Source organism: Chitinophaga nivalis (assembly GCF_025989125.1).
Taxonomy (GTDB): domain Bacteria; phylum Bacteroidota; class Bacteroidia; order Chitinophagales; family Chitinophagaceae; genus Chitinophaga; species Chitinophaga nivalis.
The window spans coordinates 5,423,258-5,447,135 of sequence record NZ_JAPDNR010000001.1; the positions used below are offsets into that span (position 1 = coordinate 5,423,258).

The 23,878-nt window shown below is 46.5% G+C and carries 9 protein-coding genes; all 9 read right to left on the bottom strand.

The window, feature by feature from the left end; all coding sequences use genetic code 11:
- Positions 1 to 32: 32 nt before the first annotated feature.
- Positions 33 to 1,439, bottom strand: a complete 1,407-nt coding sequence (locus tag OL444_RS21025) for a TolC family protein (RefSeq protein ID WP_264729945.1) — start codon at positions 1,437 to 1,439, stop codon at positions 33 to 35.
- Positions 1,440 to 1,861: 422 nt separating this feature from the next.
- Positions 1,862 to 4,318: a TonB-dependent receptor gene (locus OL444_RS21030; RefSeq protein WP_264729944.1), complete on the bottom strand. Its 2,457-nt coding sequence runs from the start codon at positions 4,316 to 4,318 to the stop codon at positions 1,862 to 1,864.
- 501 nt (positions 4,319 to 4,819) lie between these two features.
- A complete protein-coding gene (locus OL444_RS21035; RefSeq protein WP_264729943.1) occupies positions 4,820 to 6,445 on the bottom strand; it encodes an MBL fold metallo-hydrolase in 1,626 nt (541 codons plus the stop codon).
- Between the two features lie 104 nt (positions 6,446 to 6,549).
- Complete coding sequence (locus OL444_RS21040; RefSeq protein WP_264729942.1) at positions 6,550 to 8,208, bottom strand: cyclic peptide export ABC transporter; 1,659 nt, start codon at positions 8,206 to 8,208, stop codon at positions 6,550 to 6,552.
- A 22-nt stretch (positions 8,209 to 8,230) separates the two neighbouring features.
- Entirely contained in the window at positions 8,231 to 9,574 is a 1,344-nt protein-coding gene (locus OL444_RS21045) for an aminotransferase family protein (RefSeq protein WP_264729941.1), read from the bottom strand.
- Positions 9,575 to 9,584: 10 nt separating this feature from the next.
- The gene (locus tag OL444_RS21050; RefSeq protein ID WP_264729940.1) at positions 9,585 to 17,729 is read right to left on the bottom strand and encodes a non-ribosomal peptide synthetase; all 8,145 of its coding nucleotides are present in this window, start codon (positions 17,727 to 17,729) and stop codon (positions 9,585 to 9,587) included.
- 11 nt (positions 17,730 to 17,740) lie between these two features.
- Entirely contained in the window at positions 17,741 to 19,354 is a 1,614-nt protein-coding gene (locus tag OL444_RS21055) for an MBL fold metallo-hydrolase (protein ID WP_264729939.1), read from the bottom strand.
- Positions 19,355 to 19,365: 11 nt separating this feature from the next.
- Positions 19,366 to 22,713, bottom strand: a complete 3,348-nt coding sequence (locus OL444_RS21060; RefSeq protein ID WP_264729938.1) for a non-ribosomal peptide synthetase — start codon at positions 22,711 to 22,713, stop codon at positions 19,366 to 19,368.
- Between the two features lie 22 nt (positions 22,714 to 22,735).
- Complete coding sequence (gene hppD, locus OL444_RS21065) at positions 22,736 to 23,854, bottom strand: 4-hydroxyphenylpyruvate dioxygenase (RefSeq protein ID WP_264729937.1); 1,119 nt, start codon at positions 23,852 to 23,854, stop codon at positions 22,736 to 22,738.
- Positions 23,855 to 23,878: the final 24 nt, after the last annotated feature.

The following is a 23,878-nucleotide window of genomic DNA, read 5'->3' on the forward strand; positions in this document are numbered from 1 at the left end:
TTCCTTTCTGAATGCCGGCCGGTATACATCGGCTAATACAGCTTGCTGATATCCAGTTCCTGGGTAGAGCGCATCACTTCTATCGCCGCCCTGCGCTGATTGAAAATGGCATTCTGGTAATCCAGTTCCGCCATCTCCAGGTCATTTTCCGCTTCTATCAACTGGGTAGATTTTGTCATCCCATACCGAAACTCTTTCTCTGCCTGTACCAGCGCATTCCCAGCCACTTCCTTCTGTTTTTTCTTCAGGGCAATCTGCGCGTTGGCGATATCGTAATTAGATTGATTATTCGCCTGGTTTAAGGTGAGCTTACGCAAGGCATCATATTTCTGATTTTGCAGCAGTTCCTGGTCTATACGGGCTTTTTCAATGGCATGTTTACCTTCCCTGCCATCAAAAATTTCCCACTTAAATCCAATGCCTCCCATGAACACGGGAAAAACATTCAGATTCGTAGGCCGCCAGTCCAGCTTCCGGCCCGGATAATTGATAGCCGGAATAGCGGGTATAATGTTGTCGGACGATTTCACCCGTGCACCATACAGGCCCATATACGCAGTAGATGCCATCAATTGTACCTTGGGAATCCACCAGGTCTGTTCCGCCTTTATTTTATAGCCGGAGGCGTTGATACCGTGGTTTAATGCCCGTACCTCTGCGCGGTCTTCAATTGTTTTTCCGGGTGTATTGAGGGCCAATGCTGCCAGCACCGGATCAATCAGCCGAAGCCTTTCCTTGCTGATACCTGTTAATACCTCCAGTTGGGTCAGCAACAGTTCTTTTTTCCCTTCGTACTCTGCTACTTTAGCATCCAGGGTAGCCTGTGCCAGTTCAATTTTTTTATGATCATACGGTGTTATCAGGCCATAGCCCAATGCCTTATCTGCCGTTTTGCGATTGGCATCCAGTCTTCGCTTACCTTCATCCAGCACTTTTTTCGATTGATGTACCAATGCCAGCTGATCGTAGGCCCTGGAAATAACAGCCGCCACTTCATCTGCTGTTTTTTCCAGCAACACATCTTCTGATAATTTTTTCTCTCCCAAAGCTTTGCTGAGATATTTTACTTTTCCGCCGGAATACAGCAACATCTTGGCATCTGCCTTGGCCAGGCCGGAGAAACCAGATACATTGATATTATTGTTGTATTTCCCTTCCGGTATTTCCAGAAAAGGTTGCAAATTCAATTCCGGGGAAATGAGACGTGTGGTAGCATTGAGATAACCCGCCATCCCGCTGACTTCCAGCGTAGGGAGATAAATATCCTTCAGTTTATGCTGATCAAGACCGGTTAGCTTATTTTTGGCAAGTTGGCCTTTCAGGTCTGCGTCCCGTACCATAGCGCTATCCAGCAATTCTTTAAAGCCAGGCGCTGTTTGAGCTTTACAAAAATTATAGAATATAAGTGATAGGAGCAGGAAAAACAGCTTACTCTTCATTGATGAAAAAAAATTTTAATCCAGAGATAGATATTCATCGATAGAATATCTTTAATACAAAATTCAACACATCGTATCCATAGGGAGAAAATATCCTGCTTCCAAATTGGCCGGCTATCCATTATACACCCCTGACCCTACAATGCTCTTTTACTTTTCTTTATCTTAACACATAAAATAAATTAATGTTTAATTTCTGACATGTGAGACCTTTTTATTTTTTGCCCCACCCCTATCAAAAGTCGGGCCTATTGTGCCAAAAACGAATAAAACCGATATTTAATCACTTCAGATTAAAATGAGATTAGCAAATCCACCTAATAAAAAAAGCAGCCTTCCGATCCAAAGACCGGAAGGCTGCTTTTTTTATTGGCTCAGCAAAGGGCACTATGCTGATGGCCCCGTATAGGCGCCGCTGTTGTTTAATTGATTCTTCGTTGCTCCTGTTCTGTACTGTTGCCTTTATTCCTGGCAGGCGCATTTAATTTCTTGCCAAAACGATAGGTGAATGAAAGATTCACGACCCTGGTATCGGCGCTTTGCACATAACTTTCCTCTACATTATTATACAGAATGGTGCCGTATATGATCTGGGAATAAAAAATATCCCTGGCATTTAATCTGAATGTTCCTTTATTATTCCATACCAGTTTGGATATACCTATATCCGCCTGGCCAAATCCTTTTGTTGTATACTGCCCATCTACATCTTTGCTGTTATAATAGCCGGAAAGCTCTGCAGCCCACCCTTTTCCGATGGCAAACTGGTTGCTGGCGCCTATCCTGGCTGTATAGGCACTGGTTTCCAGATCAGCGCCATTGACGAAACCTGTTACCTTTTTATACAACAAATCTGCATTCAGGTTAATAGTCCACCACTTTCCTACGGATAAAGCCTGATTCAGCGATAGTCCGATTGTCTGCAATTTACCCAGGTTGTCCTGCGTGTAGATGGACTCCTTATTCCGGGACCTGAAAACAACCGCGAAATAATTGCTGGTCGCTGCATAGCTGGCAGTAGCCGTGAATTTCCCGTTATGCCCGTAGCTGACACTGAAGTTATTGGTATACTGCGGCAACAATAAAGGATTCCCGACTTCATAAGTATACTTGTTGACGTAATACAGGAACGGATTCAAGGTTCTGTAAGCGGGACGGTCTATCCGCCTGCCATAGGAAAAACTGATTTCATTCAGACTGTCAATTTTATATCCGACAAAAACATTCGGGAATAAGTTGTTGTAATGGCGGGTAAAGGTGGTATCTGTTCGCTCCGGATTCCCTAACTGGTGGCCTTTGTAATTCGTATTCTCAAAGCGTAAGCCGGCCTGCAGCGTCCATTGCTTCACCTCTCTGGCAAAGTTCAGGTAAAGGGCATTGATATTCTCTTCGTACAGAAAGTTGTTGGAGATCCCATAATCCGGTAAGAAGGGGTCATCTGCCATCCGGCGCAGATACCCGGCCAGGTTATTCGTTTTTACCTGGCTGATCTTCAAGCCGCTTTCCATTTTCAGGAGATTACGAAACGTTTGGGTATAATCTGCTTTCAGGGAGTAGACATCAATTTTCACCGGTAAATCTCCCTGTACGGCTTCTTTTGCCGTTTGTGTACCAGCCGCAAAACTGCTATTGGTAAAGAACTGATGATTCGTGGAATGATAGCGTAAATAGTCAATATCCGCGGTGAGTATCTTTGCTGAATCAAACTGGTGCGACAGATTCAGGTTGACGCCCGCGTTTTTCAACTCACTTTTTGTATTGGCGCGGGTTTGTACGATAGAATCCAATACCCCTTTCCGATCCAGAAAATGCGCATCACTGGCATTATCCGAAGGCATTACCTGGATCCGGCCGGTGGCAGCAAAGCCGATGGTGGTACGAGCTGATACAAAATAATCCATCCCCACTTTAAGATTGTGCAGGGTACTCCGGAAAGTCATCCGGGAAGGCTGATCATATAAACCCGTCGTTTTCCCCTCGCTTTCAAAGAACCTTCTTTTGATATTCAACTCCGTAAATCCGTTCCTGATACCATAGTTATAATTCAGGAAAGTATTAATCTTCCTGTTCCTGTAATTAAGACTCAGCGCATTGTCTGTACGCCAGTAGCTACCTTGCCCGTAGCCCAATGTCACCGAACCATTAAAGCCCGCAGCTGTATTCTTTTTTGTTTTGATGTTGATGATACCTGCATTACCCGCCGCGTCGAACCTGGCGCCGGGATTGGCGATGATCTCCAGCTGGCTGAGCTGACTGGCATTCATATTACTCAACAGTTTCGTCAGGTCTGCACCTGATAGATAACTGGGCTTCCCGTCGATCATAACGGTTACGCCCTGTTTTCCTCTCAGACTTATATTGCCGTCTTTATCAACCGCCACGCCGGGCGACTTCTGCAGGATCTCCAATACATTGCTGCCTACATTGGTAACAGATGCGTCAACGTTTACCACTAACTTATCTGTTTGCTGCTCAATGAATGCTTTCTGCCCGATCACGGCTATTTCTTTCAGGTCCTTCGTATTGGCCACCAGTCTGATTTCTTCCAACTGCAATGCGCTATTGCCGGCACTCACCAATAGTGCATTTAATGTATACGGATTAAAGCCGATTACATACGCCGTCAGCCGGTAGTTGCCTGGCGGCACCCCGATCAGTTCAAACTTTCCTTCTTTATCAGATACCGCTGTTTTCACCAGTACGGAGTCTATTTTACGGGTAATACTAACGGAAGCACCCGCAATCGGCCCCGCCTGGTTACCGGCTTCTCTGATCACACCCCGGATAACCGCATCCTGGGCATATGTCGTACATGGAACGACGAAGAAAATAAATGCAATACTAAAAAGGGTCTTCACAAAGGCATTACCATTCATCATACGAGCTGTTGATTACTGACTTATTTACAATCCCGGCAATAATGGATTATTCCAGGTGATGGGTTGACTATATGGGCTTGTTCTGCCTGTTCCTGAGCTGCACGGCGTATATACATTATTGTTATTTACCCGGTCCGTGCTGCTGCTATCTTTATCTTTATTTCGTGTACCCATGACTGTTACCTATATCATGGGCTGTAAACCGGGGCAGGAAACTGTCTTTGACGTTGGTATTCACGAATATTGCATCATCAATATACTTGCTGTAGGTTTTTGCACTATCTGTATTTCTTTTGCTTTCCTGTTGCTACTTATTCCTTATCATAAAAACCATTCGGCAGACAGTTCCTGCTTCCATGGATCTATACCATTATCCTTTGTACTTCCGGAGCATGCCATTGGGTACCCATACCTACCCTGCTAACAGGTATTAAAGGTAGATATACCCAACATACGTTCCAAACACCCGGTTCCTCTTTTTCAAGCGATACTGGTATAGGATTACAATGCTGCGGCTACTGCCTGCTGCTCATAATCATACAATAATTCTTTTTCTCCGAATAATCTTTCTGCTATAATACCACGTTTCAAACATTCCGCTACCAGCATGTTTGACTGAACGATAGGCTTGGATTCCGGGGTATACTTGATACTACTGATAAATTCCAGCCAGGGCTCCTGTCCCATCGCATATACATAGGCTTCCTTGGGATGGAAGATATCTACCAGGTGCATTCCCTTTTCAAAATCGCTACCCGCCAGTCTTCTGGACTGATCGTTCTCGCGCGACAGGTCTTCTGTCAAAAGCGGGCCATAGAGCCAGGAAAGCGGCGCGCCTTCACATTCCATACCCAGGAACAACACATCCACATCTCCGATGATACGCTGAACATGCTGGTAAAGACGTGCTTCCATCACCCGCGAATCTGCTACAAACAGGAAAGTAAATTTATCAATCGCGATGTGGAAACAGGCTTTCGTTCTTATATTCAGATCGCTATGCTCGCCGGTAAAAGGCAAACCCGTGATGGTACAGTTTTCAAACCGGATGGCTTCCAGTTCATCAATTTCTATCACATTGGTGAATCCGATATTCTCGAATGTTAGTTTGAGACTAGGATCCTGCAGGGAGCCACTGTTGGTAGCCGGTACAATAATATTTTTGATTTTATGACGCAGCGGCAGCAGTGTTTCAAACACAATATGATCCTGGTGATTATGGGTAATCAACACATAATCGATCTGGTCGGGTAAATCAATATCAGAAAAATGCGTGACACCGGATTCATACCCATAGTAGCTGATCAACGGATCTACCAGAATGCTCACTTCCTTTGTTTCAATTAAAATGCAGGCATGACCAAAGTACCGCATCCGGGCTTTATCTCCTTCATATTTGCGGTACCGGGGATGTTCCTGTTTGGTGAAGAAGGTATCGAACAGGGCGCGGCTCTCCTCCGGCACACCCAGCAACGCGGCTACTTCATCGATGCTGCCGGCTTCTCTTTTCATACGGCTCAACACATCCAATCCGGCATGATCAAAAGGAATCTGCAGGTGTAAGATATGCTCTTCATCCAGCTGCGGCGTACTCAAACAAAAAGGACGTTCGTCGTTGTTGGTGACCCACAGTGCCACACTTTGAGAGTCCTTTGCATAAAATTCACTCTTATACAACAGGGATTCAAAAAAACGGAAAGAGGCGTTGTTATTGATATCATACAACAGTTCCACATAACCTTTTAAGATATCCGGTACCTTATCATACAGTGGTTCCAGCGAAAGCCCTTTGGGGTAGCCTTTCAGCAACTTGTCCAGTTCTTTCACGGCTGCAGCAAAAGCGATGGCATTCGCTTGTTTGGTAGTGATCTCCTCCCGTAATTGTTTTACCTCGTCTACACGTTGACCATTGTAATCCATAAAGGGTCCTCCCAGCATTTTAGGGTTACGCACAGCAGCAGCATGGATCTGGGGTGACTGGATATACGAGTTCATGATCTTTAAATGCCGGTTCACCACATTCATGGCTGCGGTAGCAGGAGAAATAAGGTGGGTCCAGGCATACCACCTGTCAACTAAAGGTCCGATAATCACGTTGGGTTTGAGGTAGAACAGTTCCTGTTTCATAATAATGATGTTAATAAAATAAGTATAGATAGATTGTTTGTGTTGTTACGTATAGCCATGCTTTCTCTGGTCAATAGTCAGGTCGTTGCATTCTTCCGGTCTGATCAGGCAACAAAACCGGATTCGTGCATATTCACGGCCTCCGCCATCAGTTTCCCGCCATCCATTTTGTAAAGCTTATCTGCGCAAGTGTAATATTTGTCATCATGGGTAATAGCGATAATCGTGATTCCTTCCTGCTTGAGTGCGGGAAGGATCTCTTTGTAAAATCGTTTTCGGAAATAGGGGTCCTGGTCAGCAGCCCATTCATCCAGCACCAGTACCGGTTTATCTTCCATCAACGCTGCGATCAATGCCAGCCGTTTCCGCTGACCAGCAGATAGCGCTGTAGTAGAAAACCGTGTTCCTTCCAGGGTCACTTTGCCTTCCAGTTCAAACAGGCGGAGATAACGGGTCCATTTTTCTTCGTCTACTTTATCTACGCCATGTAATTCATTAAACAAATAAAAATCGCTGAATACCACCGCAAATGCTGTTTTGTAGTCCGCGTAATTATCTTCATTGACAAGGGCATCATTCAACCGGATTTCACCGGCTGTTGGCAGATGTATACCTAATACCGTATGCAAAAAGGTAGTTTTACCACTACCATTGCCACCATAAATAAAAACAGCTTCTCCTTTTCTGGCGTTAAAATTAATGGGGCCTATGCCAAAAGTCCCTGCTGCTTCGCTGTAATGAAAGGTTAAATCTGTTACAGTAATCTGGTCGAATGCTGCTTTTGAAATATATTGCTTAGCCATGGGATTACTAAACCGCGCCGCTTCCAGCTCCTCTTTCAGATCTACCAGATGATTGGCGGCGATCTTAGCCCTGGCCAGTGTGGGCAATAGTGACATCATTATTTCAAGAGAGCCTAATAAATAGAGCAACGTAAAAACAAAACTCACCACTTTTCCGGTTCCAATGTTCAGGGTCACACTAAAAACAAGCAATATAACAGTAACTAATATATAAAACAATACCCGCCCCACAATCTGGTTGTTCAGAAACCCCGTAAAGGCCACAGTATTATCGCGACAAGTCTCGTCGGCAATCCCCAGAATCTTTCCTTCATAGACAGCTTTGCCTTTTTTAGGCTCCATGTATATTTCCTTAAAGCCTTTCAGAATCGTGTCGAAATGCTCCAGAAATTTATTTTCCAGATCGCGGGCATGGGCAAACTGCTGCAGGTTTTTACGGGTACGGAGATGATAGATGGCCGTACCGGCGATGCCTACTCCCAGCGTAGCCAGGAACAATATCCAGGAAATGAAGCCCAGGTAAACCAGACAGGAAAATACCAGGATGGAAGCGGTAAAAAAATCAATGATGTTCAGTGATGTCTGTGTTAATACATTCACATCATGTACCAGTGCCGCATAGATTTTATGCTTTCGGTCTGTTAACTGCCGGTAGTCTGCCTGGAGTACCTGCGACAGTATTTGTTTCCGGAGACTCCAGAATAATAATTGCGACAGTTGGATGATACTATAGGAAAGTGTTCTTCTTGTCCAGATAAAAAACAGGATAATCAATGCAAAAATAAACAGGTACTGCTGACTGATGACAGTATACTGCCCCGTTGCTATCTCTCCAATGATCCTGGTCACCAGGTGAATGAACAGAAAATTGCACAGACCGGAAATGATGCCCAGTAATATATTCATGCCCAGTTTCCATTTCCCGGCAAGGGGCAATATTAGTTTTAATACGCGCTGCATGTTTGTTTGTTAAAGCATGATGTTAAGCAGGTACGCCTACTACTTTTTCAATACACAGATCCAGTACATTTGCGATCTGATCGCATTCTTCCTGGTTAATGATCAGCGGAGGACTGATCAGGATATGATCGCCGGTAAATCCGTCATTGGTACCTTTACCCGGGTATAATACCACTCCTTCTTCCATGGCCAGCTCCCCGATCCGTTTGGCGATATTCATTTCAGGCGGAAATGGTTTTTTAGTGACCTTATCCTGTACCAGCTCAATGCCCAGCAATAATCCTTCGCCCCGTACATCTCCTACAATATCATGTTTATACAGGTACTGCAGTTTTTCTTTCAGGTAACGGCCCTGGATTTCGGCCTTCTGTACCAGGTTTTGTTCTGCTATGTAAGTGAGTACAAACCGGCCGATAGCAGCACCCAGCGGGTTACAGGCATAGGTATGGCCACCGAGGAAGGGTAGATTCTGTTGTACAAAAGGCTCCATCACCTCCCTGGAGGCCAGCACGGCCGACAGTGGGAAATATCCGCCACTGATACCTTTTCCGGCAGCAATGATATCGGGTATGACGTTGAACTTTTCTACGCCAAAACGGGTGCCTACCCTGCCGAATCCGGCGAGTACTTCATCTGAGATAAATAATAGTCCGTATTTCCGGCAGATGTGATACATCCGCTCCAGATAGCCGGGAGGGGCAGGTACCGCGCCCATTGCAGCTCCCACTACCGGTTCTGCAATAAAAGCCGCAAATGTGCCCGGGTCCCCCTCCAGCAACGTTTGTTCAAATTCATCGGCCAGCATATCCACATACGCTTCCTCATCCAGGTGATCTGGCTTCCGGTAGGTATTGGCAGCTGAAATGTGGGGAAAATGATTCATCCATTGATCGTAGATCTTTTTCCTGATGGGCATACCGCCAATGTCCAGCATAAAAACAGAGTTGCCATGGTAAGAGGTATGCCTGGAAACGATCTTATACCGTTTCTCATCTCCTTTTACGCGATGATACTGTAAAGCCAGTTTGATGGCGCTTTCCACCGCTTCGGTACCACTTGTCACCGTCCATACTTTGCTAAAACCCGGTGGCGCAAAATCCACCAGGGCATCAAAATAATCATCCACTACCCTGGAGCTAAAAACATGCGTAGGCAAAACACTTACTTTCAACGATTGTTCCCGGATAATCTCTGCAATCTCCGGGATGCCATACCCCAGGTTGGATACCGCCGCCGAACCACTGGAAGCATCCAGATAGCCTTTCCCGGATTCATCGTATAAATAAATGCCTTTCCCGTAAACAATAGCGGGGTACTTTTTGGTAGCATCCGGGCATACTACTGCTGAGCGAATTAATGATTTCATAATTGCTGTTTTATAAGTTAGTGGATGTATTGGCCAGCCAGCCGGAGCAATAGGGTGCTCTTACGATGGAAAAATGATCGCCTGCAGCATGTATCACGTTTACCTGCTGATAGTGTTCCTGCCAGCCGGTGCGATCCGGCGGACTTGCCCATACGCCCTGGTCATCTGCTATGATCAGCGTAACGGTATAGGGTAATTGGCTGGCATAATTATATTGTACGGCCAGTGCGTGCTCACATAAGGGCCATAAGTGATAAAAGCGTGTCTTTTCTGCCGTCAGGCCATTCGCGGTGAAGAAATGATCCAGGAACAAGCCGGCATCCTGTTTTGCCCAGCCATCACCCTTTCCGATCGGTGCGCTGTCGATCAGCACTACCTCCAGGACTGCTATATCCGTACCTGCCAGTTGCTGCAACATTTCATACACAACGGTGCCACCGTAGCTATGGGCATACAGCCTGATCTTCCCGGATGGCAGGATCGCCCGGATCAAAGCGATGTTATGGGCGGCCATATCCGTAATGCTGTCCAGCGGAGTTTCTCCTGCCAGCGCGCCTTTCATCTGCAGGCCGTAAACAACGCCCTGCGTGGGTATTTGCTGTGCCATTTCCAGGTAGCCTTCAGCGATACCCGGCATACCCGGTATAATAAAAGTGGGAGCTTCGTGTGTGCCTTCCCGTAGTGTCAGGATATGCGGATCTGATCCGGCCAGTCTTCCGCTGCCGGCCGCGATCAATGCAGCCTGCAACGCAATAGTGGTATGCTGCATGAGGTCAATGAGCCGGATAGCTGCCTGTTCAAATACCGTATTGATTTTATGCAGCAGGCGGATCATGGAAATCGAATGACCACCGGTTTCAAAAAAGCCATCATTTACGCCCACCTTTTCTCTGCCTAATACTTCCTGCCATATCAGCGCCAGTTTTTCTTCTGTTGCATGGCGCGGCGCCACATAGGCCACACCGGTATCGATACTGATACCCTGCGGGTCGGGCAGGTTACGCTTGTCTACTTTTCCATTCAGCGTCAGTGGTAAAACAGCTAAGGGTACATAGTAAACAGGCAACATATAATCCGGTACGGATTTTCTTAAATGGGCATGCAGCACGGCTGTATTTAAAGCCGCGTCTCCTACAATATAAGCGACCAGTTCATTTTCACCGGCAGCATTGTATCTGGCGATTACGGCAGCCGCATCGATATCAGGATGCCGTTGCAGGGCATGTTCAATTTCACCCAGCTCTATCCGATATCCCCTGATGCTGATCTGGTCATCTTTACGACCGGTAATTTCGATATTACCATCCGGCAACCACCGGCCCAGGTCTCCCGTCCGGTACATGAGCTGTCCTTGCTGAAAAGGGTCTGGCACAAATTTTTCGGCCGTCAGCTCCGGCTTGTTGAGATACCCTCTGCCTACGCCATCTCCGCTGGTACAGATTTCACCAATCACCCCTACAGGACATAAGGCGCCGCCGGGAGCGAGAATATAGATCGCCGTATTTTGTATCGGACGGCCTATCAGTACCTTACCTTCCGCGGAGTGCCGGGGAATTTTATAGTAAGTGGTTACATCAGAACATTCTGTTTGGCCATAGGTGTTGATGATCTCTACCTGTTCATTGCCGGCATAACATCTTTCTACAAAATAGGTATTCAGCTTTTCCCCGGTCAGGATGAAGGTTTTTATACCACTCAGGTCTATCTTCTTTTCATAAAAAAGATGTTCATTTAACTGGGACGGGATTACCTCCAGCATCGTAGCACCGGTAACACCCGCTTTATGTATCAGTTTACTGACACTTTTCAACTCCTCTTCATTACACAGTGCGCACTTTCCGCCAACTATCAGCGGCGCCCACAATTGCCAGATGCCACCTACAAAATGCAATTGGGAATTATGACAGATCACACTTTCGGCGTTGAGCTGCAGCAAGGCAATTTTGCTGTACAGGTGATTGATAATACCGCTGTTTTCCAGCATACCTCCTTTGGGTTTTCCGGTAGATCCGGAAGTATAAATCACACAGGCCAGGTCGCGCGGGCCATTGATCGATACCGGATTTGCTTTATCATAGTTGTTGGCCGATTTTTTAAATGCCTGCCACCAGTCCTCATCAATAAATACTTTGCAGTTGCTGTCGGCGACCATATAGTCGATACGCTCCTGCGGATATGCCGGGTCTACAGGCACACAGGCGCCGCCCGATTTTAATACGCCCAGCAAGGCTATTACCATCTGTTCGTTACGCGCTAGTTTTATACCTATCAAATCATCCGGTCTGATATCATACTGCTGTCTTAAATAATTGCCCAGCTGGTTGGCTGTTTCATTCAATTGCGCATAGGTTAGCGCCTGTTCTTCAAATGCAATCGCTATGTTATCCGGTGTTTTTGCTGCCTGTACTTCAAACAGGCCGGCAATAGTGCTATCACGGGGATATGCGGTGTGGGTATTATTAAACGTTACCAACAACTGTTCTTTTTCTGCAGCACTGATATATTCCAGTTGGTGGATACGCTGTTGGGGAGCGCGAATGATACCGGTTAATATGGCAAAGAAAAGCTGTCCTAATTTTTCAGCGGTCAATCCGGAACGCAGCTTACGGGTGAGGTGTAATCCCAGTTGATACCTGCCACCCGTGCTATTGATGGTAAAGTCCAGGTAGGTATTGGTAAGACCATGTCCATCCAGATTCAGCATCGGTACTGCAGAAGTGGATGCTCCTGCTGGCGTACTGTCTGCCAGAGATTCGTACGCATGAAAGTCAACATAGTTAAAAAAGGTATCAAAAAAGTGATTGCCTTTATCCTGCTGCGGATGTATTTTGGAGAGTTCCAATACACTGATCCGTTCATAGCGTTTTAATGTCACCAATTGCTGCTGCACCTGCGTAATCAGCTCATCCACCTGTACGTTTTCCCCTACTGCTATTTTAAATGGTACTGCATTTAAAAAACATCCCAGTACCTTGTCGCCATCTTCACGTGAAAGCCGTGTATTGGTGACCAATCCTGCCACTACCTCCGGATCATCATTCAAGACTTTCAGCATAAATAAATACGCAGTGAAAGAGATGGCTTTCACGGTCGTCTTTAAATCAACTGCCAGCTGTTCCAGTTGCTTTACTTCGGCCATATCCAGGAACTGCCCATAACTGCTTACAGCAATTTCTTCTTTGAAAATGTTCAGCCGCTTGTAGTCTGCCAGCGCTGTTTGCCAGAAATCTTTTATCGAATCATCTTTTTTATCTATCTCCTGCTGGATGATCAGGTCTTTATATCCTGATTTTAATTTTTCAGGATGATAATCCGGATTCTCCTGCAACTGCAGATACAGGTTATTTAATTCCGTCATGAACAGGGCGTCACTCCATCCGTCTAGGATCGCATGATGACATTGGAAGATGAATACGATATCATTCCCACCCAGGTTAAAGGCGGCCATTCTCCACAGCGGCGCCTGCGTCACATCAAACGGATGATTGCGTTCCGTTCTCATGAACTCCCGTATAACGGCTTCCTGTTCCGCGAGGTGCATGCCAATCAGGTTTTCATAGCGTACGGCTACCTTCACCTTTTTATAGACGATCTGCACCTGTGTTTCGAAGTCGCTTATATTAAACCCTGTTCTTAAGATCGTGTGTTTTTCCACCATCAGCTCCAATGCCGCACAAAGCCGGTTCACATCAAAATCAACGAAGGATCTCCTTCTGACCATCTGATCATGATAGATACCCAACCCTTTGTCCATCAAGGATTCGAACACCATCCCCTTTTCAATATCGCTCATCGGATAGACGTCTGCGATGTTTGCCGGATCCCTGATCTCCGGGGAAGATAAGATCCGTTCTTTCAGTGCATCCAGTTCCGCCTGTACCCATATGGCTGTTTCCTGCTGCGCCTTATGTTGTTCTTCCAGTATATCTTTATTACTGAGCACATGCTCCAGCAATGCTTCAATGGTTTGATGCTTATAGATATCCGTCAGGGGTATTTCCAGATCGAGTTTCTTGCGGATTTCACTGATTATTTTCAGTATCCGGATAGAATCACCTCCCAGCTCAAAAAAGTTATCCCTGATGCCTATACGTTCTTTTCCCAGGATCTCCTGCCAGATCAGTACTACTTTCTCTTCCGTATCATTACGGGGTGCTACGTATACCGTTCCGGTGCCCAACGCTGCGGCTTCCGGAACCGGCAGATTCTTTTTATCTATTTTACCACTGGAGGTCAAAGGCAACTGTGGCAACTGATGAAAATAGCCCGGTATCATATACACAGGCAGGGTTTGCCCCAGATAGGTCCGCAGGTCCAACGACGCTAAAGGTGCTTCACTCACCACATAGGCAATGAGTTCCTTATCTCCGTTGATATTAGGCCTGGCCACTACTACGGCTGCATCTACCTTATCATGTTCCAGCAGCACATTCTCTATCTCCCCCAGCTCAATACGGTGACCATGTATTTTTACCTGGTCATCTTTACGGCCGGTGAAGATGATGTTACCATCCGGCAACCATTTACCCAGATCACCGGTTTTATACATGCGTATGTAATCGGTAGCGGCAACATCCACATGGGCCAACTTATTCCCGCAGAATACAAACAATTCATAATCCTGTACACCGTTCTTACTCCGCACACGGGTTTTCACCTTAAAGAGTTCAATATCCGTTATGCCATTACTTACCAGCGCTTCCAGCAAATAGTATTTGTCTTCTTTTACCGTAATCCCCGGCGTTAGTTTGTTCTCGAACTTTGTATAGCTAAACGCACTCTGATTGGTACCATCCTCATGTTCGATGATAGGCAACAAGGTGCCCAGGATCAACCGCCCGCCTTCTTTCAATACGGCTGTCATATTCTGCAACAGGTTGGCAGGATGCTGTACCCGGTCCAGCGTCAAAGTACTGATGGCAAAATCCATGGAGTTCCGCGCCAGCCTGGTATCCTGCAGAAATATATCCGTTGGTGTATCTATACGGGAGATAATACTATTGATATTCTTTTTGATCAGGTTATCGATGAAATAGGGGTTGATATCGATGCCTGTTACATCCTTCACCCCACTATCATAGATATTTTGTAGCAGCTCTCCGCTACCGCAGCCGAAATCCACGCCGCTGGCATCGGCCGGCATCTCTCTGCCTGCCAGTTTTGAGAATACCTTCCAGGAGAGACTCTCTGTTTTATAGGTATCAAACATGCCTTCATAGTAATATCGCAGGAATGTTTTTTTGAACTCCGCATCAGGTGCATTTTCCTGGAGGATTTTAATCGCCCGCTCTTTTAAAGCACCGGTAAAATGTGCTTCAATTTCAGGAATAATGTCCTCTACGGCTACTGCGGCCTCGATGCTATCGGTCACCTTTTCAAACAGTACATTGATTTCTTTTGTCAGTTTTCCTTTCCGGAAAACCTCTGTATTGATGACCTCTCCTTTTTCCTGATAGATGGTGTTTAGATAAAAATGGTTGGGTAAAAAAGAGGCAAACGTTTTTCTGCGATCCTTGAAGTAACCCACTGCTGTACCGGGTCCGCTCAGGTATACCTCCCCTTCTATTCCTACCGGCACGGGATCCATATTGCTGTCTGTAATATATGTTTTCAGGTTGGTGCGCGATTGCCCAATAGGAATGGCGCCCATGGGCTCACGGCCATGCCATACATGAGAGTACACCGTATACTCCGTAGGGCCGTAACCGTTAATAAAATGGCAATGATCTTTCCATCGCTCATATAACTCCACGGTACACTTCTCTCCTACGGATACAATCCTTGGCATCCCCTGAATAGCAGCCGGATTTAACTGTCTGAGCATAGACGGCACCGTTACCACTACGTCAATACCATATTGATTAATGAGGTCGATCAGGTCCAGGAAATTTCCCTTACTGATCATCACCAGGGTACAACCATTGGTTAACGCCATAATACTCTCTCCGACAGAAGCATCAAAGCTGATAGGCCCCATCTGGGAGATCTTCTTTGTTTCGTCCAGCTCAAAATATGCCCTTTGCCAGGCCGACAAATCCACCAGCGATCTGTGGCCGATCATCACGCCTTTCGGCTGACCGGTAGATCCGGACGTATAGATCACATAGGCCGGATTCCCGGGAAGACTCAACCCAAGAGGGGTATCCACCGTATCTTCCAGCGTATCCAGCTGCACATCTATGGCAAAAACATTACCGGTATAGAAAGCCAGATCAAAAATATAATCAGCCTGTGTGATCAGCACTTTGATATCCGTATCCTGTATAATATATTCTTTCCGGCTATCCGGGTATTCCGGATCGATGGGCACATAAGCCCCACCGGCTTTCCAGATACCCAATACAGCAATGAACATCTTTTCTGTTCTTTCCAGCATGATACCTACCAGCTCACCTGGTCTGACATTGCCTTCCCGGCGTAAATAACCGGCTAACCGGCTGGCCCGTTCGTCCAGTTCCTTATAGGTAAGCGTAGTGCCTTCAAAGATCAGCGCTTTATTATCCGGATATTTCCGCACCTGTTCTTCAAACAGGTCCACTACCGTTTTATTTTCCGGGAATGCACCAGCGGTATCATTAAATGTGTGCAACAACTGCGTTTTCTCCGCCTGGCTTAACAACTCCAGCTGCTGCAGGGGCCGGGCAGGATGTAGGGTAATAGCCACCATCAATTGCTCCAGCTGACCGGCGATCCGTTCAATCGTATTTTTCGTATAGATATCGCTGTTATACTGTATACTCAGCAGCATCCCATCCCCTGTTTCACTAAACCCAAAGATGATATCAAACCGGCAGGCCTGCTTCACTTCCTGATCGTACGGGCTCACCTGCAGGTCTCCCATTTGTTGCGGATCCTTTGTACTCACTACCTGACTGTGATCCAGCACTACCTGTACATCAAACAAAGGATTGCGGCTCAGGTCCCGCTGCAGGCGCAGCTCTTCCACCAGCTGATCAAAAGGATACACCTGATGTTCATAAGCGCCAAGTACCACTTGTTTGGCCAGTGCCAATGCTTCGCGATAGTTATCCTCTCCTTTGCAGGTAGCTCTTAAAGCCAACGTGTTACCGTAGTACCCGATCTGATCTGCGAGGTCGGCATGTTCCCGACCTGCGATGGGTGTACCGGTAATAATATCCTCTTGCCCTGTATACTTATAGAGCAGGATATTTACGACTGTCAGCAGGCCCATAAACAAGGTCGCTCCTTCTGCTTCCACCAGGGATTTCAGTGCGGTACTGACCCGGGGCCGGATACTTTTGTGTACTGTAGCACCATTGTAGGTTTTTATAACCGGACGGATGTAATCGCCCGGCAGGTCCAGCACCGGCAGTGACCCGGCAAACTGTTGCAGCCAGTAATCCCGGTGTGCTTGCAGGTTACCGCCACTCAGCTGTGCCTGTTGCCACACGGCATAGTCTTTATATTGAATACGCAGGGGTGGCAGCGGCACCGGTATTCCTTTAATCTGCGCATTATACAGCTGCAATAATTCCCGGATAAACACTTCCAGCGACCAGGCATCCATCACGATGTGGTGGATAACATACCCCAGTATCCATTTATGTGCCGCTACCTGGTATAAAGCAACGCGAAACAAAGGGCCTTCTGCCAGATCAAAAGAACGGGCAACGGCAGCTTCCATTAAGCTATGCATTTGTTTCTCCGGCGCCGCTTCGCCACGCAGGTCATGATAATCAATGTGAAAATCACGGCCGGATGGCGCCAATACCAGCTGCTGTACTTCTTCCCGTTCATTCTCCCGGAATACCGTGCGCAGGCTCTCGTGACGGTCTATCAATGCATTTACCGCGTATGTCAGTGCGGCTACCTCCAGTTCCCCTTCCAACACATACACCCCGGGGGTATTATACGCTACATTGCTATCCTCAAACCGGCTTAGTATCCATAACCTGAACTGGGAAGATGATAAAGGATAGCTTTCCTGGAGAGGAGCTTTATGAATAGCATTATAATCCTCTTTTTTATCTTTATAGGTATTGATCAGATCAATGAGATCGTTCTTATGATATTTGATATCTGTTAACAGGTCCTGGGTCAAAACGCCTTTAGGCGCTGTAATATCCAGCTTACCATCAACCAGTTTGATCTTTACATTTAGCTTCCTTAATCTTGTATACAGCGCTGATATCATATAACTAATTTTTAAGCATACAAAGCTTTACTGCTGAACAATTCTTTCTCTGCAAACAGACGGGCAGCGATCCGACCTTCTTCCTTACATTTTTCAATCAACATATTAGACTGGATGATCGGATTGGAATGTTCGGTATAATGCACATCCAGAATATGCTGTACCCATGGCTCTTCTCCCATGGCATATACATACACTTCCTTAAAATTAAAACGGTGCACCATCTCGATACCTTCGTTATAATTGCTGCCACGGCCCCGGCGCGAAAAGTCTTTTTCCCGTTCCTGCTTTTCGGTAAATACCGGCCCATATACCCAGGATGCCGGCGATCCGTCGCATTCCATGCCCATAAACAATACATCTACGTCGCCGGTAAAGTGATGCAGTTGCTCATACAATTCCGGAGACTGATTGCAGGCGTCTGCCACAGCCAGCAGGGTGTATTCTCCCAATCTGATATGATAACCCAGCTTGCTGTTGATATGCAGATCGTGGTGTTCTCCGATAAAAGGCACGCCGGTAATGACGATGCCGGAATCAGATACTACCTGTTCCAGGTCTGTCAGTTCAATGATATTTTTAAATCCGAGATGCCTGAGCATCAGTTTCAGGGAAGGGTCCTGCAGGGCGCCATCAATGTTTTTGCCGACAATAATATTTTTGGTCTTATGCCGGATCTGCAGCATGGTTTCCATCAGAATATGATCGTGGTGACCATGGGTAATCAGCACATAGTCAATTTCATCCGGCAGGTCATCATAGGTATAACGGGAGATATCAGACTCGTAGGTATAGCTCAATACCGGATCCAGTAATATGCTGTGTTCTTTTGTTTCAATCAGGATACAGGCATGGCCGAAATACCGGATGCGGATACTATCCCCGTTGTACTTATCGTAAGTAGCAGGTTCTTTCGTGGTAAAGAGGCTTTTAAACAAAGGTTCCTGCTCCGGTGTAATGCCCAGCTGTTCTTTGATATAGTCAAATGTTTGCGGGGTACGCTTCATCTTAAACAGTTCGTCCAGGGCAGTTGCACGGAATGGCAATTTCAATTCCAGGGTGTCCGGATTAGATAAGCGTGGCGTAGAAAATATAAAAGGTCTGTCGGCATCCTTCTCTATCAAAGACAAGGTTACGCACTGAAAAGATTCGATATAATAAGGACTGTTATAGATCAGTGCTTCATAGAAACGGAAGTCTGGCCGGTGGTGCCGGTCATAATACAACTCCACATATCCTTTCAGCTCTGCCGGGATTTCACGATACAGGGACTCCATCGCATACCCGGTTGCTTTTCTTCTCAACAGTTTATCGAGGGCACGGATAGCTGCCACAAAATCGAACAATGGCCTGGACAGCTCTTTGGTTCGCTCTAACAAGGCGCTTACTTCTTCTGCACAGTTACCTTCCAGGTCAATGAACGGACCTCCCTTAAAAGCGGGGTCTTTTACCGCCTTCGCGTGGGTTTCCGGATCATTGATATAAGACTCCATAATAGGAATATACCGGCCTACCACATTGAATCCTGTCAGTACCGGCGGGATGATATGATGCCAGGCATACCAGTTATTAATCAATGGTTCTACTTTCACATTGTTCCTTAAGTAAACTAATTGCGTATCCATGGGTTCAAATTTTAGATAGAAATATTTTCTTCATTTTCTGTAGCTACGGTGTCATCATTGACCCAGTAGGTTTTTTCGATTTCGTGGTAGAGTTCTTCTACAGTCGGATGGCTGAATAAAACTGACAAGCTGAGATTGACGTCGAACATTTTACGAATGCGGGTGAGCAGTAAAGTACCTTTAAGGCTATGGCCCCCCACTTTAAAGAAGTTATCTTTTACGCCGATATCTTTCCGGTCCAGGATCTCTTCCCACAGCTGCACCAGCTTTTCTTCCGTTTCATTCCGGGGCGCCACATACTCCACACCGGTCTGTATTTCCAAGCCCTGCGGGTGTTGCAGCTGCCGCTTATCTACTTTACCATTGACGGTTAACGGGAATGCTGTCAGCTGCATAAAATGATCCGGCAACATATACGCCGGCAGTATATTGCCGAGGTATTCCTGTATAGCCGTTACCGTTAGCTCTTCCTTACCGGTTACATATGCCAGCAACTCCTTTTCACCATTATGGCCGGTACCCAGGATTACCACTGCCGCATCAATATTGGGATAGGTGTTTAAGGCGCTTTCGATTTCGGCCAGCTCCACCCGATAGCCCCGGATCTTTACCTGGTCATCGTTGCGTCCTATGTAGACGATGTTGCCGGATTCTGACCATTTACCCAGGTCGCCGGTTTTATAGATGCGGTCTCCTTTATGGAATGGGTTGGGCACAAAACGTTCTGCTGTTAAAGCAGCCTGATTCAGGTATCCTTTCGCCAGTCCGGCTCCGCCTATATATATTTCACCGGTTATACCCGGAGGAACCAGGTTCATATGCGGATCCAGTATGTACAGCTGCGTATTGGGAATAGGCGTTCCTACCGGAATAGGCTCCTCTGTAAGGTGTGTTCCTGCTGCGATCGTGAATACGGTTGCACAGATACTTGCTTCCGTAGGGCCGTAGGCGTTATAGTAGGTACCCTGCTGAGCAATAGCTGCGGCATGCGCTGCTACAGCCGCCTCCCCTGCTGAGATGAGTTTTCTGATGGGTTGCAGTTTGTCTATGGACAGCATTTGCAGCCATGCCGGAGGAATGGTTGCAAAATCAATCCTGTTGTCTGCTATATATTGTTCAAACAACTGGGGATCTTTCCGTGTCTCTTCTCCGATCACATATAAGGTACCACCCGACGTAAGGATGGTAAATATTTCTGATACAGAGGCGTCAAATGAACAGGAAGCAAATTGTAATCCTCTTTCCTGTCCCTTTAAGTCAAAAACACTGCGCTGTGCCAGAATGGTATTGACAATGGCATGCTGTTCGATCATCACGCCCTTAGGCTGGCCGGTAGAGCCGGAGGTATAAATCACATAGGCCAGGTCAAGGGGCTCACTCACCGGCCCTTCCCACTGGTGGCTATACAGCTTTGCCTCCTGGATAAAACATTCCAGTTCATGCACATCTATTACCACTTTACACTCGCTGTCATCCAACATAAAGTCGATCCTGTCTTCCGGATACGCCGGGTCTATAGGTACATAGGCGCCGCCGCTTTTCAGTACGCCCAGTATCGCGATGATCATCCACTGGCTTCTTTTCAGCTGTATGCCTACCCGGTCATTTACCTTTATGCGGTACTTCTTTCTTAAATAATTACCCAGCTGGGTCGACTTTTCACTTACTTCCTGATAACTCAGTGAAAGGTCTTCAAATACGAGGGCCGGCGCCTGCGGCGTTTTTTGCACCTGCGCTTCAAACAAGGCAGCCAGTGTGGTATCTTTCGGATAAGCAGCTGCGGTATCATTAAATGCCTGCAGCAGTTGTTGCTTTTCTGCTGCTGTCAGGTAATCTATTTCCAGCAGGGCAGTATCCGGAGCCGCAATCACTGCTGCCACCAGCTGATTCAGGTGATCAGCCATCCGCGCGATGCTATGCTGCGTATAAATATCCGTGTTGTATTCGATCTGTACCTGTATGGTTTCTCCTACTTCCTGGAAGTTGAAGGTCAGGTCAAACTTACAGACCCCGCTTGCTACTTCATACCCGCTTACTTTCAGGCCATCCAGTTCCTGTGACGTGTTGGTACTGACCGTAGCTGCATTATGCAATACCAGCCATACATCAAACAGTACGTTACGGCTCAGGTCCCGCTGGGGCTGCAGTATTTCCACCAATTCATCAAACGGAAACAACTGATGCTCATGTGCATCGGAAGTATTGATCTTTACTGCAGCCAGCAATGCCTTGAAGCTATCAGCTCCTTTGAAGCGGGTTCGCATGGCTGCTGTGTTGATATAAAAACCAATCTGGTCTTCCAGATCGGCATGCTCCCTTCCTGCTGCCGGACTACCTATCACAATATCTTCCTGGCTGGTATACCGATATAACAGGGCATTTACAGCGGCCAGTAAGCCCATATATAATGTAGCACCCTGCTGCTGACAAAAGGCTTTAAAGTCTTTACCAGTGGCAGTATCCAGCAGCCGGCCCACCGCCGCACCATTGTAGGTTTTAATAGCCGGCCGGATCTTGTCGCCGCTCAATGCCAGCACCGGTGCTTCTTCCGCAAACTGTTGCAACCAATACGCTTTATGTGCGGCCATCTGTCCGTTGCCCAGCTGCTCCTGCTGCCAGGCAGCATAGTCTTTATACTGTATACGCAGCGGCGATAACACATTGGTCACTCCTTTGAGGTAGCCATTGTACAACTGCAGCAATTCCTTTATCAGAATTTCCATAGACCAGCCATCGCTGATGATGTGGTGCATCACGTAGGTGAACACCCATTTATGCGGCCCGGTCTGAAACAAGCTGGCACGTATCAGCGGCCCCGTTCCCAGTTCGAACAAGGTATTGAAGGCTACCTGTACGTGTTCTTTTACTTTCGCCTCCCCTGCCTGCTGCAGGTCTTTATACACCATACGGAAGCCTGTTGCTGCCGGTTCCAGGATAAATTGTCTGATTTGTCCGTGTTCATCTTCCTTAAACACAGTACGTAAACTTTCATGGCGTACCAGCAACGCAGCAAAGGCATACTCCAGTGCTGCCTGATCCAGCGCCCCTTCAAACACATAAACACCGGGGATATTATATGCGCTGCCGGCTTCCCGGAACTGGTTTAATACCCACAGTCTCCGCTGAGAAGACGACAGGACGTAGTTTGCCTGCGGAGCTGTTTTATGGATGTCAACATAGTCATTCATTTTTGTTTTGTAGGCATGGAGAAAATCAATCAGCTCCGCTTTATGAGACTTGATTTCATTTAACAGCTCCTCATTTAAAACGCCTTTAGGGGCCAATACATCCAGGTTGCCATCCACTAACTGAACGTCGATCTTGAGTTGTTTCAGCTTTACATATAAATCCGATAACATAAGGAAAGATTATGTGTTTAACTTATGAAATACTATTCGCCATCAGTTCTGTTTCCATGGCTTCAAATAAGGCATGGATATTATCCAGTCCAAAACCTTCGTAGTTATTTACTCTTTGTACTATTTCATAGAAGAAAGTAGCGCGGTCTCCAATGGGTGTGGTAAAAATCTGGAAGAGCAAGGCGCCATCCAGCACGTCGCACAGCACACCATGTTTTTTCAGGAGAGTGATATCCAGGTCAGGATATTTTGCAGACAGCTTTTTGTAATAGGAGTCCGGGTATGAGGTAAACCGTACCCCGTTTGCACGGAGGGTTTCCACTGATTTAAAAATGTTACCGGAGCTGAAAGCGATGTGCTGGATACCAGCGCCATAGTGCTGATCAATGAACAGCGATACCTGCGATTTGATTTCATGATCCGGCTCTACCAGTACATTGTTCACCTGTTTATTTTCTGACTGTAATACTTTCAGGAGCATCCCGATCTTCTTTTCACCATCTTTCTTCCTTTCATCAAACTGTTTGACGGTTTTTGAATTGAAAATATGGTTGAAATAGTTTTCCCACAGATTGATTTCATTCAGGCGCAACGCGCAGGCGACGTGGTCTATTTTTTCCAGTGCGGTATCTTCCCCGAATTCATCCCATTCCTGTTCAATATTTTTATATCCCGGCATGAAATCACCATTATACTGATCATAATTGATCAGTACGATCTCATTATCATCAAACATTTTCAGGGAGGCCATCTCTACACTGCCCTGCTCGTCCGTCAGTGTATGCGGGTGTTGTAGCGGAATAGCGCCGTTCTTCAAGGCACGCTGAAAAAATTCCCGTACCTGATTCACTTTCACAGCTAACTTTTTGATACCGTTGCCATGTAAGTCTACGAAAGAAACGATCTTATAGGAACTGGGTTGCGAAGCAGCCGTGATCACCAGTTTGATATCGTTCTTGACGATGTAGTAGGAACATCTGTCAGGTGCTCCGGTTTCTGGTCCACTATAAGCCACTACCTTAAAGCCTAATGCTTTTACATGCCAGTACACCACCATTTTGGCCATGCCTACATAATATTCAATGTAGTCGTATTCCATTGTCAGGAAATCAGAAGGTATAATGCCGTTGGGATTTTCCATGTTATTATTTTTCAGGATTAATTA

Bases quoted from the DNA above. Each gene is read 5' to 3' on its own strand.
- OL444_RS21025 (WP_264729945.1), bottom strand. From the start codon at position 1,439: ATGAAGAGTAAGCTGTTTTTCCTGCTCCTATCACTTATATTCTATAAT.
- OL444_RS21030 (WP_264729944.1), bottom strand. From the start codon at position 4,318: ATGATGAATGGTAATGCCTTTGTGAAGACCCTTTTTAGTATTGCATTT.
- OL444_RS21035 (WP_264729943.1), bottom strand. From the start codon at position 6,445: ATGAAACAGGAACTGTTCTACCTCAAACCCAACGTGATTATCGGACCT.
- OL444_RS21040 (WP_264729942.1), bottom strand. From the start codon at position 8,208: ATGCAGCGCGTATTAAAACTAATATTGCCCCTTGCCGGGAAATGGAAA.
- OL444_RS21045 (WP_264729941.1), bottom strand. From the start codon at position 9,574: ATGAAATCATTAATTCGCTCAGCAGTAGTATGCCCGGATGCTACCAAA.
- OL444_RS21050 (WP_264729940.1), bottom strand. From the start codon at position 17,729: ATGATATCAGCGCTGTATACAAGATTAAGGAAGCTAAATGTAAAGATC.
- OL444_RS21055 (WP_264729939.1), bottom strand. From the start codon at position 19,354: ATGGATACGCAATTAGTTTACTTAAGGAACAATGTGAAAGTAGAACCA.
- OL444_RS21060 (WP_264729938.1), bottom strand. From the start codon at position 22,713: ATGTTATCGGATTTATATGTAAAGCTGAAACAACTCAAGATCGACGTT.
- hppD (WP_264729937.1), bottom strand. From the start codon at position 23,854: ATGGAAAATCCCAACGGCATTATACCTTCTGATTTCCTGACAATGGAA.